This is a genomic window from Arthrobacter sp. ov407, from assembly GCF_900102895.1.
In the GTDB taxonomy this organism is placed as follows: Bacteria; Actinomycetota; Actinomycetes; order Actinomycetales; family Micrococcaceae; genus Arthrobacter.
In genome coordinates this window covers 169,171-186,707 of the sequence record NZ_FNGD01000004.1, presented here as the reverse complement: position 1 = coordinate 186,707, position 17,537 = coordinate 169,171, and the positions used below count along the sequence as shown (strand labels likewise).

Genomic DNA, 17,537 nt, shown 5'->3' with positions numbered 1-17,537 from the left:
CGGCCACCGCCGTCGAGAAGCACACCGTCCCCGGCGAGAAGCCGGCCATGCCGGCCGCCTACCAGGGCCTGGGCTACCACGAGCTCAACGCCATGCTGAACCTCTACGGCCCCAACGGAGAGATCCAGTTCGAGGCCGACCGCGAGGCCGCGCACCAGTACTTCCTGCAGCACGTGAACAACAACACCGTGTTCTTCCACGACCTCGAGGAAAAGCTCGACTACCTCGTCAAGAACGAGTACTACGAGCGCGAGACCCTCGACCAGTACACGATGAACTTCATCCGCGAGCTCTACAACCGCGCGTACAAGAAGAAGTTCCGCTTCGAGACCTTCCTCGGCGCGTTCAAGTTCTACACCTCCTACACGCTGAAGACGTTCGACGGAAAGCGCTTCCTGGAGCGCTACGAGGACCGCGTCTGCATGGTGGCCCTGCACCTGGCCCGCGGCGACGAGAAGCTCGCCACCCAGATGGTGGACGAGATCATCGAGGGCCGCTTCCAGCCGGCCACCCCGACGTTCCTGAACGCCGGCAAGAAGCAGCGCGGCGAGCTGGTCTCCTGCTTCCTGCTCCGCATCGAAGACAACATGGAGTCGATCGGCCGGTCCATCAACTCCGCGCTGCAGCTCTCCAAGCGCGGCGGCGGCGTGGCCTTCGCGCTGACCAACATCCGCGAGGTCGGCGCGCCGATCAAGCAGATCGAGAACCAGTCCTCCGGCGTCATCCCCGTGATGAAGCTCCTCGAGGACAGCTTCTCCTACGCCAACCAGCTCGGTGCCCGCCAGGGTGCCGGTGCGGTGTACCTGCACGCGCACCACCCGGACATCTACCGCTTCCTGGACACCAAGCGCGAGAACGCGGACGAGAAGATCCGCATCAAGACCCTCTCGCTCGGCGTCGTCATCCCGGACATCACCTTCGAGCTGGCCAAGCGGGACGAGGACATGTACCTGTTCTCCCCGTACGACGTCGAAAAGGTCTACGGCATGCCGTTCTCCGACGTCTCGGTCACCGAGAAGTACTACGAGATGGTGGACGATTCCCGGATCAAGAAGACCAAGATCAAGGCGCGCGAGTTCTTCCAGACCCTCGCCGAGATCCAGTTCGAATCCGGCTACCCGTACATCATGTTCGAGGACACCGTGAACCGGGAAAACCCGATCGACGGCAAGATCATCATGTCCAACCTGTGCTCCGAGATCCTCCAGGTCTCCCAGCCCACGACGTACCACGATGACCTGTCCTACGACCAGACCGGCAAGGACATCTCCTGCAACCTGGGTTCGCTGAACATTGCCAAGACCATGGACTCGCCGGACTTCGGCCTGACCATCGAGACGGCCATCCGGTCCCTCTCGGCCGTCTCGGACATGTCCAACATCACCTCGGTGCCCTCGATCGCCCGCGGCAACGACCAGAGCCACGCGATCGGCCTCGGCCAGATGAACCTGCACGGCTACCTGGCCCGCGAGCGGGTCCACTACGGCTCCGAAGAGGGCCTGGACTTCACCAACATCTACTTCTACTCGGTGGTGTTCCACGCGGTCCGCGCCTCCAACCGGCTGGCCATCCAGACCGGCCAGACGTTCGGCGGCTTCGAGAAGTCCAAGTATGCCTCCGGCGAGTTCTTCGACAAGTACACCGAGCAGGAATGGGTCCCGCAGACCGAGAAGGTCGCCGAGCTGTTCAAGAACATCCACATCCCCACGCAGGATGACTGGCGCGAGCTGAAGGCGTCCGTCATGGAGCACGGCATCTACAACCAGAACCTGCAGGCTGTCCCGCCCACGGGCTCGATCTCCTACATCAACAACTCCACCTCCTCGATCCACCCGGTGGCGTCCAAGATCGAGATCCGCAAGGAAGGCAAGCTGGGCCGCGTGTACTACCCGGCGCCGTACCTGACGAACGACAACCTGGAGTACTACCAGGACGCGTACGAGATCGGCTACGAGAAGGTCATCGACACCTACGCCGCTGCCACGCAGCACGTGGACCAGGGCCTGTCCCTGACGCTGTTCTTCAAGGACACCGCCACCACGCGCGACATCAACAAGGCCCAGATCTACGCCTGGAAGAAGGGCATCAAGACCATCTACTACATCCGTCTCCGCCAGCTCGCGCTGGAAGGGACCGAGGTGGATGGCTGCGTCAGCTGCATGCTGTAGCCAGCATCGCTTGAGTACGACGGCGGGCGCCCGCCCGCCGTCGTACGCTTAACTTAACGAAGAACCCAACTTTTAGGGGATGACATGACCGAGAAGGTCAAGCTGCTTAGCCACGTCGAGGCGATCAACTGGAACCGTATCCAGGACGACAAGGACGTGGATGTCTGGAACCGCCTGGTCAACAACTTCTGGCTGCCGGAGAAGATCCCGCTGTCCAACGACGTGCAGTCGTGGGCGACGCTGACCCCGGACGAGCAGCAGCTCACCATGCGCGTGTTCACGGGCCTGACCCTGCTGGACACCATTCAGGGCACCGTCGGGGCCGTCTCGCTGATTCCGGACGCGATCACCCCGCACGAAGAGGCCGTCTACACGAACATCGCCTTCATGGAGTCCGTGCACGCCAAGAGCTACTCCTCGATCTTCTCCACGCTGGCCTCCACCAAGGAGATCGACGAGGCGTTCCGCTGGTCCACCGAGAACGTGAACCTGCAGAAGAAGGCCCAGATCGTCATGGACTACTACCAGGGCGACGACCCCCTGAAGCGCAAGGTGGCCTCCACGCTGCTGGAGAGCTTCCTGTTCTACTCGGGCTTCTACCTGCCGATGTACTGGTCCTCGCGGGCCAAGCTGACGAACACGGCCGACCTGATCCGCCTGATCATCCGCGATGAGGCCGTGCACGGTTACTACATCGGCTACAAGTTCCAGAAGGGCCTGGAGGGCCTGTCCGAGGAGCGCAAGCAGGAGATCAAGGACTACACGTTCGAGCTGCTCTTCGAGCTGTACGAAAACGAAGTGCAGTACACGCACGACCTCTACGACTCCGTCGGCCTGGCCGAGGACGTCAAGAAGTTCCTGCACTACAACGCCAACAAGGCGCTGATGAACCTGGGCTACGAGGCCATGTTCCCGGCTTCCGTCACCGACGTGAACCCGGCGATCCTGTCGGCCCTGTCGCCTAATGCTGATGAGAACCACGACTTCTTCTCGGGGTCGGGTTCGTCTTACGTCATTGGCAAGGCTGTCAATACTGAGGATGACGACTGGGACTTCTAGGTCTCTGTAGATTGCCAAGCAACTTGGTCCTTTTGCCAAACTAGATGGTCCTGTGACAGCAAATTTGGTCCTTTGGTCCTTTAGCTGTCACAGAGCCCACCGGTGGCATCCAGATCGGGGGCGATCAGTCGGCGAGCAAATCGCGACTTCTTCTCAGGCTCGGGAATGAGCTACGCGATGGTCGACGCTGCCACAACCAACGACGACAACTCCGACTTCGGCGCCGCTGTGAGATGTCGACCTAATTGGAAGAATCGCATGCTATTTGGAAGAAACGCATCGCCTAGTTGGAAGACTTCCAACTAGGTCCGAGATTCGGAGCTAGTTGAACGCTTTCGGTCCAGATTCGAGGCTAGTTGACCTTTGTTTCCTTCAAGTTGGCCAGATCCCGGCCGGGCTGCTTGAACCTGTCCCATTCCTACTGACCCAGGAGAGCCCAGCCTGGGAGGTTTTATCCTGAGCAACTTCGAAGCCCGAGGCTTGGGGAGTCTGTGCTGCAGCAGCTTTAGAAGCGTCCGGTCAAGCCTGGGCGTGTTTGGTCAGGCTCCTGTCTGCAACGGTGGACGTCGGTCGGACAATCTTGGTGTTTTGAGGGCCCAACTTGGGTCCAGTCGAGTCGTCACAAGAATCGGAAGGAAGTTGATGGCGGAGCGCAAGATTCCTGACGCAGAGCGGCTGAAGCTATGGGTTAGGTCTGGCGGCCGCTGCCAGATCTGCCGCCGCAGTTTGCTTGAGGGCCAGTTGGGCTACAGGGAGCTGACGTTCGGTCAAGCAGCCCACATAGTTGGTCAGAAGGCGACTGCGAAGTCGCCGAGGGGCCTGGACGAATTGTTAACCGATGAAGAGCGCGACGATGCCGATAATCTGATGCTTATTTGTGATGATGAGCACAGTGAGATCGACAAGTGGGGTTCAAGGGATGCCTTTACGGTTCCATTCCTTCGTGAATTGAAACGTAAGCATGAGGACAGGGTTTTCTTAGCGACGAGCTTCGGTGAGTACAACCGGACAACTCCGATTCGGATGGTGGGTTGGCTTCGTGGAAGCCCAGCCGAGGTTGGCCGTGATGCGGTGGCGACTGCGGTAATGGCCAGCGCGGGACGAATGCCCCGTTTCGACTTGTCCACGCGGAACATGCTGGAGATAGACCTGCGCGGTTTACCCGGCGAAGATGGGCCGTCGCCGGAGTATTATGCCGCGGCGTGCCAGCTGATCGACAGGGCTGTCAAGACCAAGGTCGCGGAAGCAGTCGCCAGCGACGACATCATCCATTTGAGTGTCTTCGCTTTCGCTCGCCTGCCGCTCCTGGTCTATCTTGGGGCTCAATTGGGCGACCAGGCCCCGGTCGATGTCTATCAGAAGCACCGGAGCACCGGCGACTGGAAATGGCCTGAACCCGATGCGACAGCCACGTTTGCCTTCAGCGTGCCAGACCCGGAGCCTGCCAGTTGCGAGGCAACTCTCGTGATCAATGTCAGCGGCACTATTCGTCAGGATGAGTTGCCGCCCGGCGTTCGCGACCTTCCAGTGATTGAGCTCGCCGTCGGTAAGCTTGCCCACCCAGACGTTCTGGGGGGACCGGGGTCACTAGACGCCTTCAGTGACGCTTGCAGACGGATGCTCGCCGAGATGGAGGGTCGGGGTCATAAGCACGTCCGTCTCCTACATGTGTTTGCGGCTGTGCCTTTGTCCTCCGCTGTGGAGTTCGGGCGGGTTCTGTCACGTGATGTATATCCATCAATTCAGCTCTATGACCGCACGCCGAGCGGCGACTACGTCCCCGCCATGCAAGTTGGGAAATAATGAAACTGACCCAGTATTTCGGCAAGATGTTGATCGATACGGTGAACCTGAACGCAAGCCGGCTGGGCGACCTCGACACAAGGGTCGTCCGCGTCACAGAGGCGTTGAAGGCGGCGGGTTCCTTGGACGGTCGCGTCCTCGACACGGTCCCGCAGGGCTCGTGGGCCCACGAAACGATCATCCGTCCAGCTGCTGGCTTTGAATTCGATGCAGACTTCCTCGTTCAACTCAGCGAGGATGAAGCCTGGAATGAGAACCCGCGCAGCTACGCAAATGCTGTCTACACCGCGCTGTCTGATCACACGATCTATGGAGGCATGAGTTCCAAGAAGGACCGCTGCGTCCGGGTGACATACGCCAACGACTGCCACATCGACATCATCACCTACGTTGTGATGGCGAATGGCCGGCAGGTCATCGTCAATCGGAATACTAACCAGTTTGAGGATACGAATCCTGTCGGCTTCTCCGAATGGATTCAGGAAAAAGACCGGCTGACCAACCGGAACCTTCGCAAGGCCATCCGTCTCCTTAAGTACCTCAGAGATCATCAGGATGCGTTCAAGCTGAAGTCAGTCCTACTGACAACCATGGTTGGAAACATCGTGGACAGCTGGCGCGACCTTGACGGCGACTACTACAAAGATGTGCCTACCACCCTCCTTCATCTGGTTGAAGACTTGGACCTGTGGTTACAGGCACAGTGGACAAAACCACATCTCGCCGACCCGAGCTGCCCGGCGACGTCCTTTAATCACCGCTGGACTGACAGCCAATTCGCTGCTTTCCGCGACAGCATTCATAAGTTGGCCCCGAAGATCCGCGAAGCGTTCGAGGCCTCAACACTCGGCGATAGTATTGCCGCCTGGCGGAGGGTGTTCGGACCAGCGTTTCCTGAATCAGTCGTGACCGCAGTCCCTGTCTCGGCCAGCGCGGCGGTCACGAGCTCAACTGGCCGCCGTGCGCCTAAAGAACGGTTCATTGAGGAAATGTTCCCTGTCCAACTAACTGACTCGGTCAGCGTCAGGTGTGATGTATCCCCGCCTCGCGAACTCAATCGCGTTCAACGTCGTGCACTACGCGCAGGAGCGGGAATTGTCCCCAAACAACGTGATCTTCATTTCGCGGTAGAAGAAACGACTGTGGAAGGGCGCTTTGACGTGTATTGGAAGGTTCGCAACTCGGGCTTTGAGGCTGAAAAGCAGCAATCTTTGCGCGGCGAGATTACACGGGACGCGGGTCAGCGGCGGAAAAAGGAGAGCACCCTCTATGCCGGTAGCCACTACGTCGAATGCTACGTGATTAAGAACGGGATCTGCGTGGCTCGGTCGCGTGAGCCTGTTGTGATCATCTAGCGAATGGCCAGGAGAAAATTCAAAAAGTCTCCGCCACGATTCTGGCCTCGACGGCACCTGCCCTTACCGCCTTTGTAGGCAGCTCCGCTGATTTTAGGGACGCACTGTTCCTGCCAAATTCAGAGTGCTTGACGGAAGAATCGTGGTCCTTGGACACCGAACGGGGTCTGAGCCTTCTGGTCGTGGGCCAGACGCATGCGGCAAGAAGTCCTAGTCGGTTGGTCACACTCGCGGACCGCAGCGCCGCTGATGCGCGCGCCCGGACGGCCCAGCTACTCAGTGTGGCGCTTAGCCCCGGCTTCGCCAGCGAGGTGAGCACGACGGAGACCTATATCAGAGCGTCGCCACGCGGGAGGTGACAGTGCCCGCGCCGTCGCCGGCGATCGGGCTGATCGGGCAGCGCGAGAGCCTGGAGGTGAAGGGGCATGCCGCCATCCGGCCCTGACGACGGCTCCGAGCAGGGGAGTGCGGTGGTGGAATTCACCTTTCTGTCCTTGTGGCTGATGGTCCCGCTGGTCTACTTCATCACCACTGTCGGACTGTCCAGCACGTCCCTAAATTAACAATTCCGTTTGTAGATTTTTAATACCTTAACAATTGCTAATTTAGGCTGGCCGAGGCGTCTTGGACGACGTCCAGTGGGCCAACACTCGACACGACATTTTCCGTACCGGCTAGGCTTTCGCAGGGAAAGCTATGTGTTCCGGCTGTACGGTTCCACGCCAATCTGCCGGCAGACATGACACCGCCGATGAGTATATTCGCCTTCATGCGCTCACCCTACCTAGCGCCTTAGCCTTCACCGCCGCAGCTGGTGTACGAGGAGGGCGCTATCCGGTTTCTGCTTCCAAGAAGATCGCCAGCTCAGCGTCAGTTGGTTCTCGGAGTTCGACCGGAATTATTGCCGTGGTTGCGGCGAGGTAGTCATTCACGGACGTCTGGCCGTCAAGTTGAGTGGGTGGCTGGTGCTCGGCATCGGGGTGCATCATGGCCCTTCGGTTGTTGTTCAGGAACACCGTAACCGTGGGGACGGACAGTGGTGCCGTAGACAGGGCAACGGTCAAAAAAGACCGTTACGGAATGTCGCGTGGTGCGCGTCGTCAGAGATCAGTCCCTGGCGCGCATCTGGGCATCACGAATTTCGGCGTGCATGTCCCAAGGCGCCTGTGGCAGAACTGCGCCGGTCTCGAGCAGCGATTTGAGGTTGGAGCCGACAGCGGCCCAGCCGAGCGCTGCGGCTTCTGCGTCTTCGGGTGTGGGAATGTTTTCGTGCACGATTGAGAGCTTCACGATCTCCTTGTATTCCTCGATGGTGAAGGTGACCAGCGAAGGAGGTTCGGTCCCGCCGGCCGGGTCCTCGAAGGTGATCGCGAGGCGGGTGGGGCGTTCGCTTTCCACGACGCGGCCGGTGACGTCGGCGATGCCGGAGCCGTCGGTGCGGACGTGCTTCCAGGGCTGACCCGGCTCCCAGGTGGAGACGTTGCTGTGGCCCCAAAACTGTGCCGTCAGTTCCGCGCTAGTCAGGGCGTCCCAGACGGTCTCGGCCGATGCGCGGATGTAGGTGACGTAGACGTAATCAGGGCGTTTTGTCATGGCGTTTTCCTCTGCTCGTTTCTTGATGGTGCTGACCGCGTCGAGCCGCGGCCGGTCGAACTTGCTGATCCAGCGTTCCTGGATCTCCTGGAGCGGCACCGGGTTGAGATAGTGAAGCCGTTCCCGGCCGCGGTGCACGACGGCGACAAGGTTCGCGGCCTCGAGAATCCCCAGGTGCTGGGTGACGGACTGCCGCGCCATGCCCAGCCCGCGGCACAGCTCGGACAGGGTCTGTCCGTTTCGCTCGTGGAGGCGGTCAAGCAGCGCGCGGCGGGTCGGATCACCCAGAGCCCGGAACACCTCAGTCATGGAACCATTATGCAGGTAGATACCTGCGTAACCAATTGCGTGCCCCTGGGGGAGCACTGGCGGGTCATCATCTCCGACGTCACCGAGTGCGGCGCCGGCGACGGCGAACGCCTCGCCTTCCTGTACGACGGCGCCCGGTCCAGCCCGCCGGCCTGGTCGGGGAGATCGTGTTGCCGCCAATTGGCGCCGGCCCGCAGCGGGTGTTCGCCCGCACCCCGTACACCGCCAGCTTCACCAGAGCAGGGTGGAGTTCACCCTCGCCTCGGTACATATCCTCTGGGGCAAAAACCCGGCGGAGCGGCTGCCCGAGATCACCGCGTTCGCCGAATGGATGCACGACTGGGTGGTCCGGCCCAACGACTGGAACTCCAACCTCATGGTCTTGGGAGACTTCAACCTGGACCGGATTGGCGACCCGCTCTACGAGGCGTTCGTGTCCACGGGCCTCTGGCCGCCGACCGAGCTCAACGCTGTCCCGCGGACCATCTTCGACGACGACAAGACCAAGCACTTCTACGACCAGCTGGCCTGGTTCTCCAAACCGGACGGCACCTCCCTGCTGAAGGGCCTGGCCTACGGGCAGCGGGCCGGAACCTTTGACTTCATTCCGCACGTCTTCCCGGGACTGACCCGCAGCGAGGTGTCGTGGCGGATCTCGGACCACTATCCGCTCTGGTGCGAGTTCCTGCTCACCTGAAGGGTGGCGGAACTTGTCTATTTCGGCCCGGTCATGGCGCCTTGAGACGGGGACGGCGCTGATTCCACGGCAGGCGTCTGGTGTGCGGGGCGTGCAGATCGTACGCCTACCGTGAGCAGGTACAGCACCATCCAGATCTCCGCGATGGCCGGCACAATACCCAAATAGCCGTGGATCTGGGCGGCGAGCCCGGGGAGCAGGAACGCCACTACGACGTCGGCCAGGTAGCTGGCTGCGGCCAGAATCAGCATGGCGCCCAAGGCCTTAGGGAACAGGCCCGACTTGTAGGCGAGATACCCCAGCGGGGCAAGCCAGAGGCCGAAGAAGACCTGGGCGGCAAGGACGGTGAAGTGCTGGATTTCAAGCAGGAGCAGCACGAGCGCGCTGGACCCCCCGGGCCCGAACGCTGTCTCGTAGGAGCTGTCCGTCGCGACCAGCATCGCCGCGAACGTGAAGACGGCGCTGATGGAGACGATGCCGGCGGCGATGACAACAGGCACCACCATGAGGCGGGCCGCGTGCTTGCCAACATGCTTGAGTAGCAGGTAGAGCGTCACGGCGGTGAGCGGGAAAAACACAGCATCCGTGAGGTGGGTGATGACGCCCACGCGCATGAGCAACTCGTGGGCCGATGCGTTTGTTGACGTGGCGGCGGCGTCGCCGGCGACATAGAGGAAGGGATCGACAAAGCCCTCGGAAAATCCTCCTGCTATACCCACGACGAGGTAGAAGATGCCCGCGATCCTTGCCAGGCGCTTAGGCGAGGCCGGAGCAACCTCTAGGGCCCGCTCAGAAAACACGCCGTTTGTAGATTTCATTGTTTTCCTTTTCGAGTATCGAGCGTGGACCTGGTTGTCCCGCATTGCGTACAGCGTATCCTTATATGCGTACGCAGTACACGGACAGGTCAACGATATTTTTGACTTCTCACGAGAATGGGGGTTTGCCGATGTCCACAACGGCAACGAAGGATGAGGATCCGCGTCCGGCCCTTAGCCGGCAGCGCGTAGTACGTGCGGCGATTCAGCATGCAGATTCGGCAGGGCTGGACGGGCTCACCATGCGGAACCTGGCCGGGATTCTGCAGGTCTCACCCATGTCCCTGTACCGCCACGTCTCAAACAGGGACGACCTTGTTGACGCAATGATCGACGTTCTGTTCAGCGAGATCGCTCTTCCCCTGGGCAGTGCGCACTGGAGGACAGCCATGCGGGACCGGGCACTGTCGCTTCGCGATGTCCTCGCGCGCCACCAATGGGCTATCGGCCTGATGGAGTCCCGCAGACGTCCAGGGCCGGCCAACCTGCGCCATCATGACGCGGTTATCGGCAAGCTGCGCTCGGCCGGTTTCGACCTGGAGGCGGTAGCCCATGCCTACTCAGTGCTTGATGGGTACATCTACGGCTTCGCCCTGACGCGGATGACCCTCCCCTTCGACACCACCGAGGAAATGACCGCGATGGCCCAGGACATGTTCGAGCCGTTTCCCGTGAACGACTACCCGAACCTGGCAGAGTTCGTCGCGGACCACGTCATGAAGCCCGGCTACGACTACCGAGAGGAATTCGAGTACGGACTCGACTTGATCCTGAACGGCCTGGAAGCGGCACGAGCCGGACAGTGACCACTTAACGCCCCGGTGCCCGAGACCATCGAGGTGGCCCGGGCCGGCCCGGACGCCTACATTTAGGGCCGTCAGCGAGAGATATGAAAAACACCCGGCGGGATGTTGGGAGACGCAACGAGACAGAATCAGTCCGGAAAGTGAACGGCACGCGAAGACTTGAAACTTTATAGTTGGTCAGACCTCGGCTGTCGCAGGTGAGCCGAGCAGGCGTCCCGTGCGGAGATTGACTCAGTGGTCCTGGGACCTAGGAGACCGCTGCCGTTCTGGCTTGTTGGATGATTGTCGCGGTGGCGAGGATGTGTTTTTCCATCTCGGCCTTGGCCGTCTCTGCGTCGCCGGCGTCGAGCGCGCTGATGATGCGGGCGTGGTCTTCGTTGCGCTCGGCAACGGCTGATCCGAACGGCTGGGGAGCCCCTGTGGTGTTGATCAGGAAGTCGCTGAGGTCCCACATGCGGCGGCTCATGTTGGTCATGACGCGTGAGGACGCCATCCGGTGGATGACCTCGTGGAAGTTCCGGTTCTGAATGCGGTATTGGCTGGCACGGACTGCGGCGTCGGGTTCGCTGATCAGCCTGTCCATTCTGCGGGCTGCGAGGTAGAGCTCGTCCAGCTGTTCATCTGTGCGCCGTTGGGCGGCCGCGGCGGCGATCACCGATTCGAATCCTGCGAACATCCGGAAGAAGTCCTCCACCTCTTCGAGGGCGTAGGTGGTTACGACGCAGCCTATTTGGGGGAAGATTTCGACGAGCCCGTCGGCGGAGAGTAAGCGGAGGGCCTCCATGACGGGTTGTTTGCTCACACCGAATTCCGCCCGGATCGCTTCCACGGACAGCTTGGTCCCGGCAGGGTATTCGCCTTCGAGAAGTCGGTTCTGGATGGCTTCGTAGATGCGTCCGAGCAGGCGCCCGCCGGTGCCTGTTGAGCGTTGATTCGGGGGAGCGGATACAGGTGCCATGTAATTAGTATCGCGCATAGTATTCCTTTCCCGCGGATCTGGCACGCTAGCATTTAGTCTTTCGTTCCTCACCAGCGCCCGGCAGCAGGCATCGCTGCCACCTGCTGCCGGGCGCTGTCTTTCACACGGTCTGGGGAGCTGAAGCGCCCGTGAGGTCGGCGGTGCTGGAAATCTCCGCGAGCAGGCCGAGGGATTCGATGCTGGCCTGGTGGGCTTCCGGTGTGGCGGCGGAGCAGGCGTCCTCGGCGATGATGACACGGTAGCCGGCGTCTGTGGCGACGCGGGCTGTGCTTTCCACCGAGGCGTTGGTTGCGACGCCTGCGAACACGAGTGTGTCGATGCCCCGGTCCTCCAGGACAGCGGTGAGTTCTGGTACGAAGCCGCCGACGCGCTGGTGAGTGATAACGGTATCTGTGGCGGTCGGGGCCAGTTCCGGGACGATGTCGGCCAGGGCGGTGCCATCCTTCAGGCAACCTGCCTGTTCGACGACCTTCAGCAGCGGCGAGTTCGCGTTGAGGTCGCTGAAGTCGGGCTTGAATGCGACGCGGGTATAGATCACGGTCATCCCGGATTCCCGGGCGGAGCCAAGCAGGCTGCCGATCTTGCTGATGACGTTCCTGCTCACGACCTGGTCGTGGAAGAACGGGGCGAAGGCTCCGTCGCCCGAGACGATGTCTCCCTGGCAGTGGACGGCTATGACGGCCGTGCGTTCTGGGTTGAGTTCCATTTTCAGGTCTTCCGTTTCTGTCTGGTGGGGAGGCGTGTGGCCGCGGACGGTATGGTCCGCGGCCACGGGCGGCTTGTTCTAGGAGCCGGGGACGACTACGACGTTGGTGAATCCGCCGCGTCGTTTGTCCACTGCGTCGAGGGCTTCATTGACTTCGGAGAGCGGGTAGACCTCGTGTTCAAAGACGGAGAGGTCCAAGGTTCCGGCGTCCGCCATTTCGGCCATGTCCTGGCCTTCGGCGACGCTGAACCAGAGGGATCCGATGACGCTGATCTGGAAGCACATGAGTTTGAACATTTCCAGCGGGAGCGGTTCTGACATGCCCCCGATGTCGACCATGCGGCCGCCGCGGCGCAGGGCTTCGATGCCGGCGATGGTGATTTCGTGCGGAGCGCCAGGGCCCACGGCGTCGATGAAGATGTCGACTCCAAGGCCGCCTGTGTTTTCCCTGACCCATTCGCCCACCGGCTGGTCGCCGTGGGAGAGGACGTGGACCCGCTTGGGATCGAGGAGGCGGACCCGTTCAAGAAGCTCACGGTCCCGGGCCATGGCGAAAACCTTGGTCGCACCCATGGCCAGGGCGTTCAGTACCGCGCCGAGCCCAAGGGTTCCCGTGCCGCCGTTGACCAGCACGGAGGTTCCCGCGCCGGCGCCAGCCTTGCGGAGGCCGGAGTAGGAGGTCCCGAGGTAACCGAAACGGCAGGCCGCTTCGAAGGAGATCGATTCGGGCAGGACAACGAGCCCGTCGGCGGGCGCTTTCATGTATTCACAGAAGCCGCCGTGGGGGTAGTCCTCGAAGATTTCCTGTGACCCGGCACCGAAGCCGAAGTAGCCCTGGAAGGTGTAGGCCGGGTCATTGATCCGTTCCCCGCGCAGCGAGGCGTGTGAGTCGCCGGAATCGCGGCCCGGGTTGACGTAGACGCGGTCTCCGGGCTTGACGTTGCGGACCTGGGATCCGACCTTGCTCACAATACCGGCCGCATCCAACCCGTAGATCGCGGGCAGCGCAGGCAGGGGGAGGTATGGGAACCACTCGGGGTAGGACGTGATGACGTTCCGAAGGTTGGGTATGACGTTGCACGCCTTGACCTCCACAATCACATCCCGCGGCCCGGGTTCGGGTACTTCAACCCGGTCGATCTGGAAAGGCTTGCCTACTTCATGAAGCCGAGCGGCCTGCATCAAGCTCATCGTTGTGCTCCTTGCATTCGGGAATCGGAGAAAGCGCCGTCAGGATGCGTCTGGATGGCCCTCATCGGTCTCAACCACTGCATGATCTGCGTCACAAGTACGTGAGCCACATTACATTCAAGACTGCAAGCCTGCAAGCATGCCAGTCAACTTTTTAAATCATCGTCGACCCTTTACAAGGCAACTAGCATGCTAGTACGCTTGCTCCAAGTGATCGGCCTCACGTTTCACCGCGGAAGCGTAGAGGCGACGCACTCGGCCCGGCCGGAGAATGACCTCCGCCCGTGCACGGACGGGATGATGCCGTCCCGGAACCTGGACTTAGAAGGTGTGATGAAAACTCAGTTGGAATTCGACACGGATGTGCTCATTGTCGGCACCGGCCCGACCGGAGCCACGGCGGCTCTGGCACTGGCCACCCAAGGGGTGCGCGTCCACATGCTTTCGCGGTGGAACTGGCTCGCCAATACTCCCCGCGCACACATCACGAACCAGCGGGCCGCGGAGGTACTGCGGGACCTGGGTGTGGAAGAAGAAGCCGCCAAGTACGCCGTTCCCTGGGGTGACATGGGCGATACCTTGTTCACCACCAGCCTTGCGGGCCAGGAAATCGCCCGGCTCCGCACTTGGGGGACAGGGGACGAGCGGTACGGGGATTACCTGAAGGCCAGCCCGTGCACGATGCTCGACGTTCCACAGCCGCTGATGGAACCGATCCTGCTCAAGAACGCCGGCGAACGCGGGGCGCAGGTCACCTTCAACACCGAGTACCTCTCCCACGTCCAGGACAGCGACGGCGTGACCGTGACGTTCCGGAACCACGTGACCGGCAGGGACTACACACTGCGGGCCCGGTACCTGATCGGCGCCGACGGTGCCCGCTCCCAGATCGCCGAAGACATCGGCCTGCCCTTCGAAGGTCAGCTGGCCCGCGCCGGCACCGCGTATGTCCTTTTTAAGGCGGACCTGAGCAAGTATGTCGCCCACCGCCCCAGCATCCTGCACTGGATCATGAACCCGGTCGCTGGCTTCGGCGAAATCGGCATGGGTCTGCTCCGGGCCGTGCGCCCGTGGGACGAATGGATCGCCGGCTGGGGATTCAACATGGCCGACGGCGAGCCCGACCTCTCCCAGGAGACCGTGCTGGCGAAAATCCGCACCCTCGTGGGCGACCCTGACCTTGAAGTTGATGTCCAGACAAAGTCCACCTGGTTCGTGAACCAGCAGCACGCGAACCACTTCTCCGTCGGGCGGGTCTTCTGCGGAGGAGACGCCGTGCACCGCCATCCGCCAAGCAGTGGCCTGGGCTCCAACACCTGCATGCAGGACGCTTTCAACCTCGCCTGGAAACTTGCCTACGTCATCAAGGGCTACGCCGGGGAGAGCCTGCTGGACTCGTACTCCCTGGAACGCGCGCCCGTCGGCCGGCAGATCGTCGCCCGCGCCAACCAGTCCCGGAAGGACTACGGCCCCCTGAACGAGACCTTCCGCGTCCCGGGCCAGGAACACAGCATCGAGGCCGGGCTGGCACGGTTGCACGCTCCGACCCCGGAAGGCGTGGAACTGCGCCAGAAACTGCAGGAAGCCCTGGAACTGAAGAACTACGAATTCAACGCCCACGGTGTGGAACTCAACCAGCGCTACGTATCCGCCGCCGTCATCCCCGACCCGACAGCGGGGGAGGAACAGTGGGCCAAAGACCCGCAGCTATACGTCCAGCCGACCACCCGGCCGGGAGCGAAAATCCCGCACGCCTGGCTTGTGGACCGCAACGGCAGCCGCACCTCCACCCTTGACGTCACCGGCCGCGGCAAATTCAGCCTCGTCACCGGACTCGCCGGCAGGGCCTGGCAAGTCGCCGCCGCGGAGCTGAACGAACCCTTCCTGCGCACAGTCGTCATCGGCGAAAAGGGTGCAGAAGACCCCTACGGCGCCTGGCACAAAGTCCGCGACATCCATGAGGCCGGCGCCCTGCTCGTCCGCCCCGACGGCTACATCGCCTGGCGCCAAAGCGCCCCCGTGTGGGACGTCGAAACAGCCCACACCGAACTCCGGACCGCACTGGACGCCATCCTCGGCCACACCCAACAGACCACCCCCAAAAACGTAGGAGAATCCCGTGAATTCACGCCCGTACACTAGCGTCTGGTCCGACCTCAACCAGGTCGAATTCAGCCAGGGCTTCCTCCAGGCCGGCCCCTACCGCACCCGCTACCTGCACGCCGGCGACAGCTCCAAGCCCACCCTGCTGATGCTCCACGGCATCACCGGCCACGCCGAAGCCTACGTCCGCAACCTCAAAGCCCACGCCGAGCACTTCAACGTCTACGCCATCGACTTCATCGGCCACGGCTACAGCAGCAAACCCGAGCACCCGCTGGAAATCCGGCACTACATCGACCAGGTCAACCACTTCCTGGACGCCATCGGCGTCGAAAAGGCCTACTTCACCGGCGAATCGCTGGGCGGTTGGGTCACGGCACGCTTCGCCATCGAGCACCCCGAAAGGGTCGAACGCATCGTCCTGAACACCATGGGCGGCACTATGGCCAACCCCGTTGTGATGGAACGGCTCTACACACTCTCCATGGAAGCTGCGAAGGACCCGTCCTGGGAGCGCGTGAAAACGAGGCTCGAATGGCTCATGGCCGACCCCGCCATGGTGACCGATGACCTCATCCGCACCCGCCAGGCCATCTTCCAGCAGCACGACTGGCTGCGCGCGTGCGAAGCCAACATGGCACTGCAGGACCCGGAAACCCGCCGCAGGAACATGCTCACCGATGATGACCTGCGCTCTATCCAGGCGCCCGCCCTCGTCGTCTGGACCACCAAGGACCCCTCAGGCCCGGTCGATGAAGGCCGCCGCATCGCGGGCCTCATCCCCAACGGCCGCCTCGCCGTCATCGAAAACGCCGGCCACTGGCCCCAGTACGAACAACCCGAAATCTTCAACAAAATCCACCTGGACTTCCTGCTCGGCCTCGACGCCGGCGCCGGCACGGAACTGACCCCCGAACACGCGAACGGCTAGGAGACCGCCATGACTGTTGCACTGCTAGCCATGTCCCACAGCCCGCTGCTGGAACACGGGGATCCCGGACCCGAAATCAAAGCCGAAGTCGAGGCCGCCTTCGAAGCCGCCCGCAGCTTCGTCCACGACTACGACCCGGACGTGGTCATCAACCTCGGACCCGACCACTACAACGGCTTCTTCTACCAACTCATGCCGCCATTCTGCATCGGCTACGACGCCGTCAGCATCGGCGACTACGGAAGCCAGGCAGGACCGCTGAACGTCCCGAAAGACATCGCGGAAGGCCTCGCCCAGTTTGTGATCGACCGCGGCATCGACATCGCCATCTCCCTGAAAATGGAGGTCGACCACGGCGCCGTCCAGCCCATGGAACTCATGTACGGGGACATCACCGCCAAGCCCATCGTGCCGGTCTTCATCAACTCCGTCGCACCGCCCTTCACCCCGCTCAAACGCGTCCGCCTCCTCGGTGAAGCCATCGGCGAATACCTGAAGACACTGGACGCGAAAGTCCTGCTGATCGCCTCCGGAGGCCTCTCCCACGACCCGCCGGTACCCCGGCTGGCAACCGCCACCGAAGCGCAACGCAGGATGCTGATCGGCGCAGATGGCCACCAAACGGCCGAAGCGCGTGCCGCCCGGCAACAGCGCGTCTACGACACCGCCGACGCCTTCGCCCGCGGCGAAGCGGACATCCAAGACCTCGCCCCGGAATGGGACCAGCAACTGATGAAGATACTCGCCTCCGGCGACCTGTCACCCATCGACGCCTGGACGCCCCAGGAAATGACCGAGATTGCGGGGAACTCCTCCCACGAAGTCCGCTCCTGGATCGCCGCCTACGCAGCACTCGGCGCCATCGGGCCCTACACCGTCCAGTACAGCTACTACCGCCCGATCCGCGAATACATCGCCGGCTTCGGCGTAACCACGGCAACCCTCGACATCTAAACCCGCCCCCCTCAGGATCTAGCCGTCTAGCATGCTACATCCTGCGACGTTATCCATCTTCTCGC

Annotated in this window: 16 protein-coding genes; 10 read left to right on the top strand and 6 right to left on the bottom strand. The window is 61.9% G+C overall.

Annotated elements, in window-relative coordinates:
* Nucleotides 1-47 precede the first annotated feature (47 nt).
* The 5 genes from nrdE (at nt 48) to BLS42_RS20170 (ending at nt 6,948) form a co-directional block, all read left to right on the top strand.
* The gene (gene nrdE, locus BLS42_RS06790) at nt 48-2,168 is read left to right on the top strand and encodes a class 1b ribonucleoside-diphosphate reductase subunit alpha (protein ID WP_090578770.1); all 2,121 of its coding nucleotides are present in this window, start codon (nt 48-50) and stop codon (nt 2,166-2,168) included.
* An 84-nt stretch (nt 2,169-2,252) separates the two neighbouring features.
* Entirely contained in the window at nt 2,253-3,227 is a 975-nt protein-coding gene (gene nrdF / locus BLS42_RS06785) for a class 1b ribonucleoside-diphosphate reductase subunit beta (protein WP_024368367.1), read from the top strand.
* A 642-nt stretch (nt 3,228-3,869) separates the two neighbouring features.
* Nucleotides 3,870-5,030: an SAVED domain-containing protein gene (locus BLS42_RS06780; protein ID WP_090578426.1), complete on the top strand. Its 1,161-nt coding sequence runs from the start codon at nt 3,870-3,872 to the stop codon at nt 5,028-5,030.
* On the top strand, nt 5,030-6,385 hold the full coding sequence (locus BLS42_RS06775) for a nucleotide-binding domain-containing protein (RefSeq protein WP_090578423.1): 1,356 nt from the start codon (nt 5,030-5,032) through the stop codon (nt 6,383-6,385). The genes BLS42_RS06780 and BLS42_RS06775 overlap by 1 nt, the downstream gene beginning before the upstream one ends.
* A 425-nt stretch (nt 6,386-6,810) precedes the next feature.
* Nucleotides 6,811-6,948 carry a hypothetical protein gene (locus BLS42_RS20170; protein ID WP_176803224.1) on the top strand — a complete coding sequence of 46 codons (138 nt, stop codon included), beginning with the start codon at nt 6,811-6,813 and terminating at the stop codon, nt 6,946-6,948.
* A gap of 267 nt (nt 6,949-7,215) precedes the next feature.
* Here the strand turns inward: BLS42_RS20170 and BLS42_RS19935 are convergent, their stop codons facing one another.
* Together BLS42_RS19935 and BLS42_RS06770 are read right to left on the bottom strand one after the other, a co-directional pair.
* Nucleotides 7,216-7,449, bottom strand: coding sequence for a hypothetical protein (locus BLS42_RS19935; protein ID WP_143019159.1), 234 nt, complete (start codon nt 7,447-7,449; stop codon nt 7,216-7,218).
* Nucleotides 7,450-7,492: 43 nt separating this feature from the next.
* Nucleotides 7,493-8,287 (bottom strand): ArsR/SmtB family transcription factor, encoded by a 795-nt coding sequence (locus BLS42_RS06770; protein ID WP_090578420.1) that lies wholly within the window; start codon nt 8,285-8,287, stop codon nt 7,493-7,495.
* A gap of 244 nt (nt 8,288-8,531) precedes the next feature.
* Between BLS42_RS06770 and BLS42_RS06765 the strand changes: the two genes are divergently transcribed.
* On the top strand, nt 8,532-8,984 hold the full coding sequence (locus tag BLS42_RS06765; protein WP_176803238.1) for an exonuclease/endonuclease/phosphatase family protein: 453 nt from the start codon (nt 8,532-8,534) through the stop codon (nt 8,982-8,984).
* 17 nt (nt 8,985-9,001) lie between these two features.
* Here BLS42_RS06765 and BLS42_RS06760 read toward each other — a convergent pair whose 3' ends face one another.
* Entirely contained in the window at nt 9,002-9,802 is an 801-nt protein-coding gene (locus tag BLS42_RS06760) for a DUF4386 domain-containing protein (protein ID WP_176803236.1), read from the bottom strand.
* A 131-nt stretch (nt 9,803-9,933) separates the two neighbouring features.
* Between BLS42_RS06760 and BLS42_RS06755 the strand changes: the two genes are divergently transcribed.
* A complete protein-coding gene (locus BLS42_RS06755) occupies nt 9,934-10,608 on the top strand; it encodes a TetR/AcrR family transcriptional regulator (protein ID WP_090578414.1) in 675 nt (224 codons plus the stop codon).
* A 247-nt stretch (nt 10,609-10,855) separates the two neighbouring features.
* Here the strand turns inward: BLS42_RS06755 and BLS42_RS06750 are convergent, their stop codons facing one another.
* From BLS42_RS06750 to BLS42_RS06740, 3 genes are all read right to left on the bottom strand, one after another.
* Nucleotides 10,856-11,566, bottom strand: coding sequence for a GntR family transcriptional regulator (locus BLS42_RS06750; RefSeq protein WP_090578412.1), 711 nt, complete (start codon nt 11,564-11,566; stop codon nt 10,856-10,858).
* Between the two features lie 121 nt (nt 11,567-11,687).
* The gene (locus BLS42_RS06745; protein WP_090578767.1) at nt 11,688-12,293 is read right to left on the bottom strand and encodes a cysteine hydrolase family protein; all 606 of its coding nucleotides are present in this window, start codon (nt 12,291-12,293) and stop codon (nt 11,688-11,690) included.
* A gap of 78 nt (nt 12,294-12,371) precedes the next feature.
* A complete protein-coding gene (locus tag BLS42_RS06740; RefSeq protein ID WP_176803234.1) occupies nt 12,372-13,484 on the bottom strand; it encodes an alcohol dehydrogenase catalytic domain-containing protein in 1,113 nt (370 codons plus the stop codon).
* Between the two features lie 333 nt (nt 13,485-13,817).
* Here BLS42_RS06740 and BLS42_RS06735 point away from each other — a divergent pair, with 333 nt between their 5' ends.
* The 3 genes from BLS42_RS06735 to BLS42_RS06725 are packed head-to-tail and all read left to right on the top strand — an operon-like array spanning nt 13,818 to nt 17,472.
* Nucleotides 13,818-15,626: an FAD-dependent oxidoreductase gene (locus BLS42_RS06735; protein WP_090578762.1), complete on the top strand. Its 1,809-nt coding sequence runs from the start codon at nt 13,818-13,820 to the stop codon at nt 15,624-15,626.
* Nucleotides 15,604-16,518: an alpha/beta fold hydrolase gene (locus BLS42_RS06730; protein WP_090578409.1), complete on the top strand. Its 915-nt coding sequence runs from the start codon at nt 15,604-15,606 to the stop codon at nt 16,516-16,518. The genes BLS42_RS06735 and BLS42_RS06730 overlap by 23 nt, the downstream gene beginning before the upstream one ends.
* 9 nt (nt 16,519-16,527) lie before the next feature.
* The gene (locus BLS42_RS06725) at nt 16,528-17,472 is read left to right on the top strand and encodes a 3-carboxyethylcatechol 2,3-dioxygenase (protein ID WP_090578405.1); all 945 of its coding nucleotides are present in this window, start codon (nt 16,528-16,530) and stop codon (nt 17,470-17,472) included.
* The last annotated feature ends 65 nt before the right edge of the window (nt 17,473-17,537 follow it).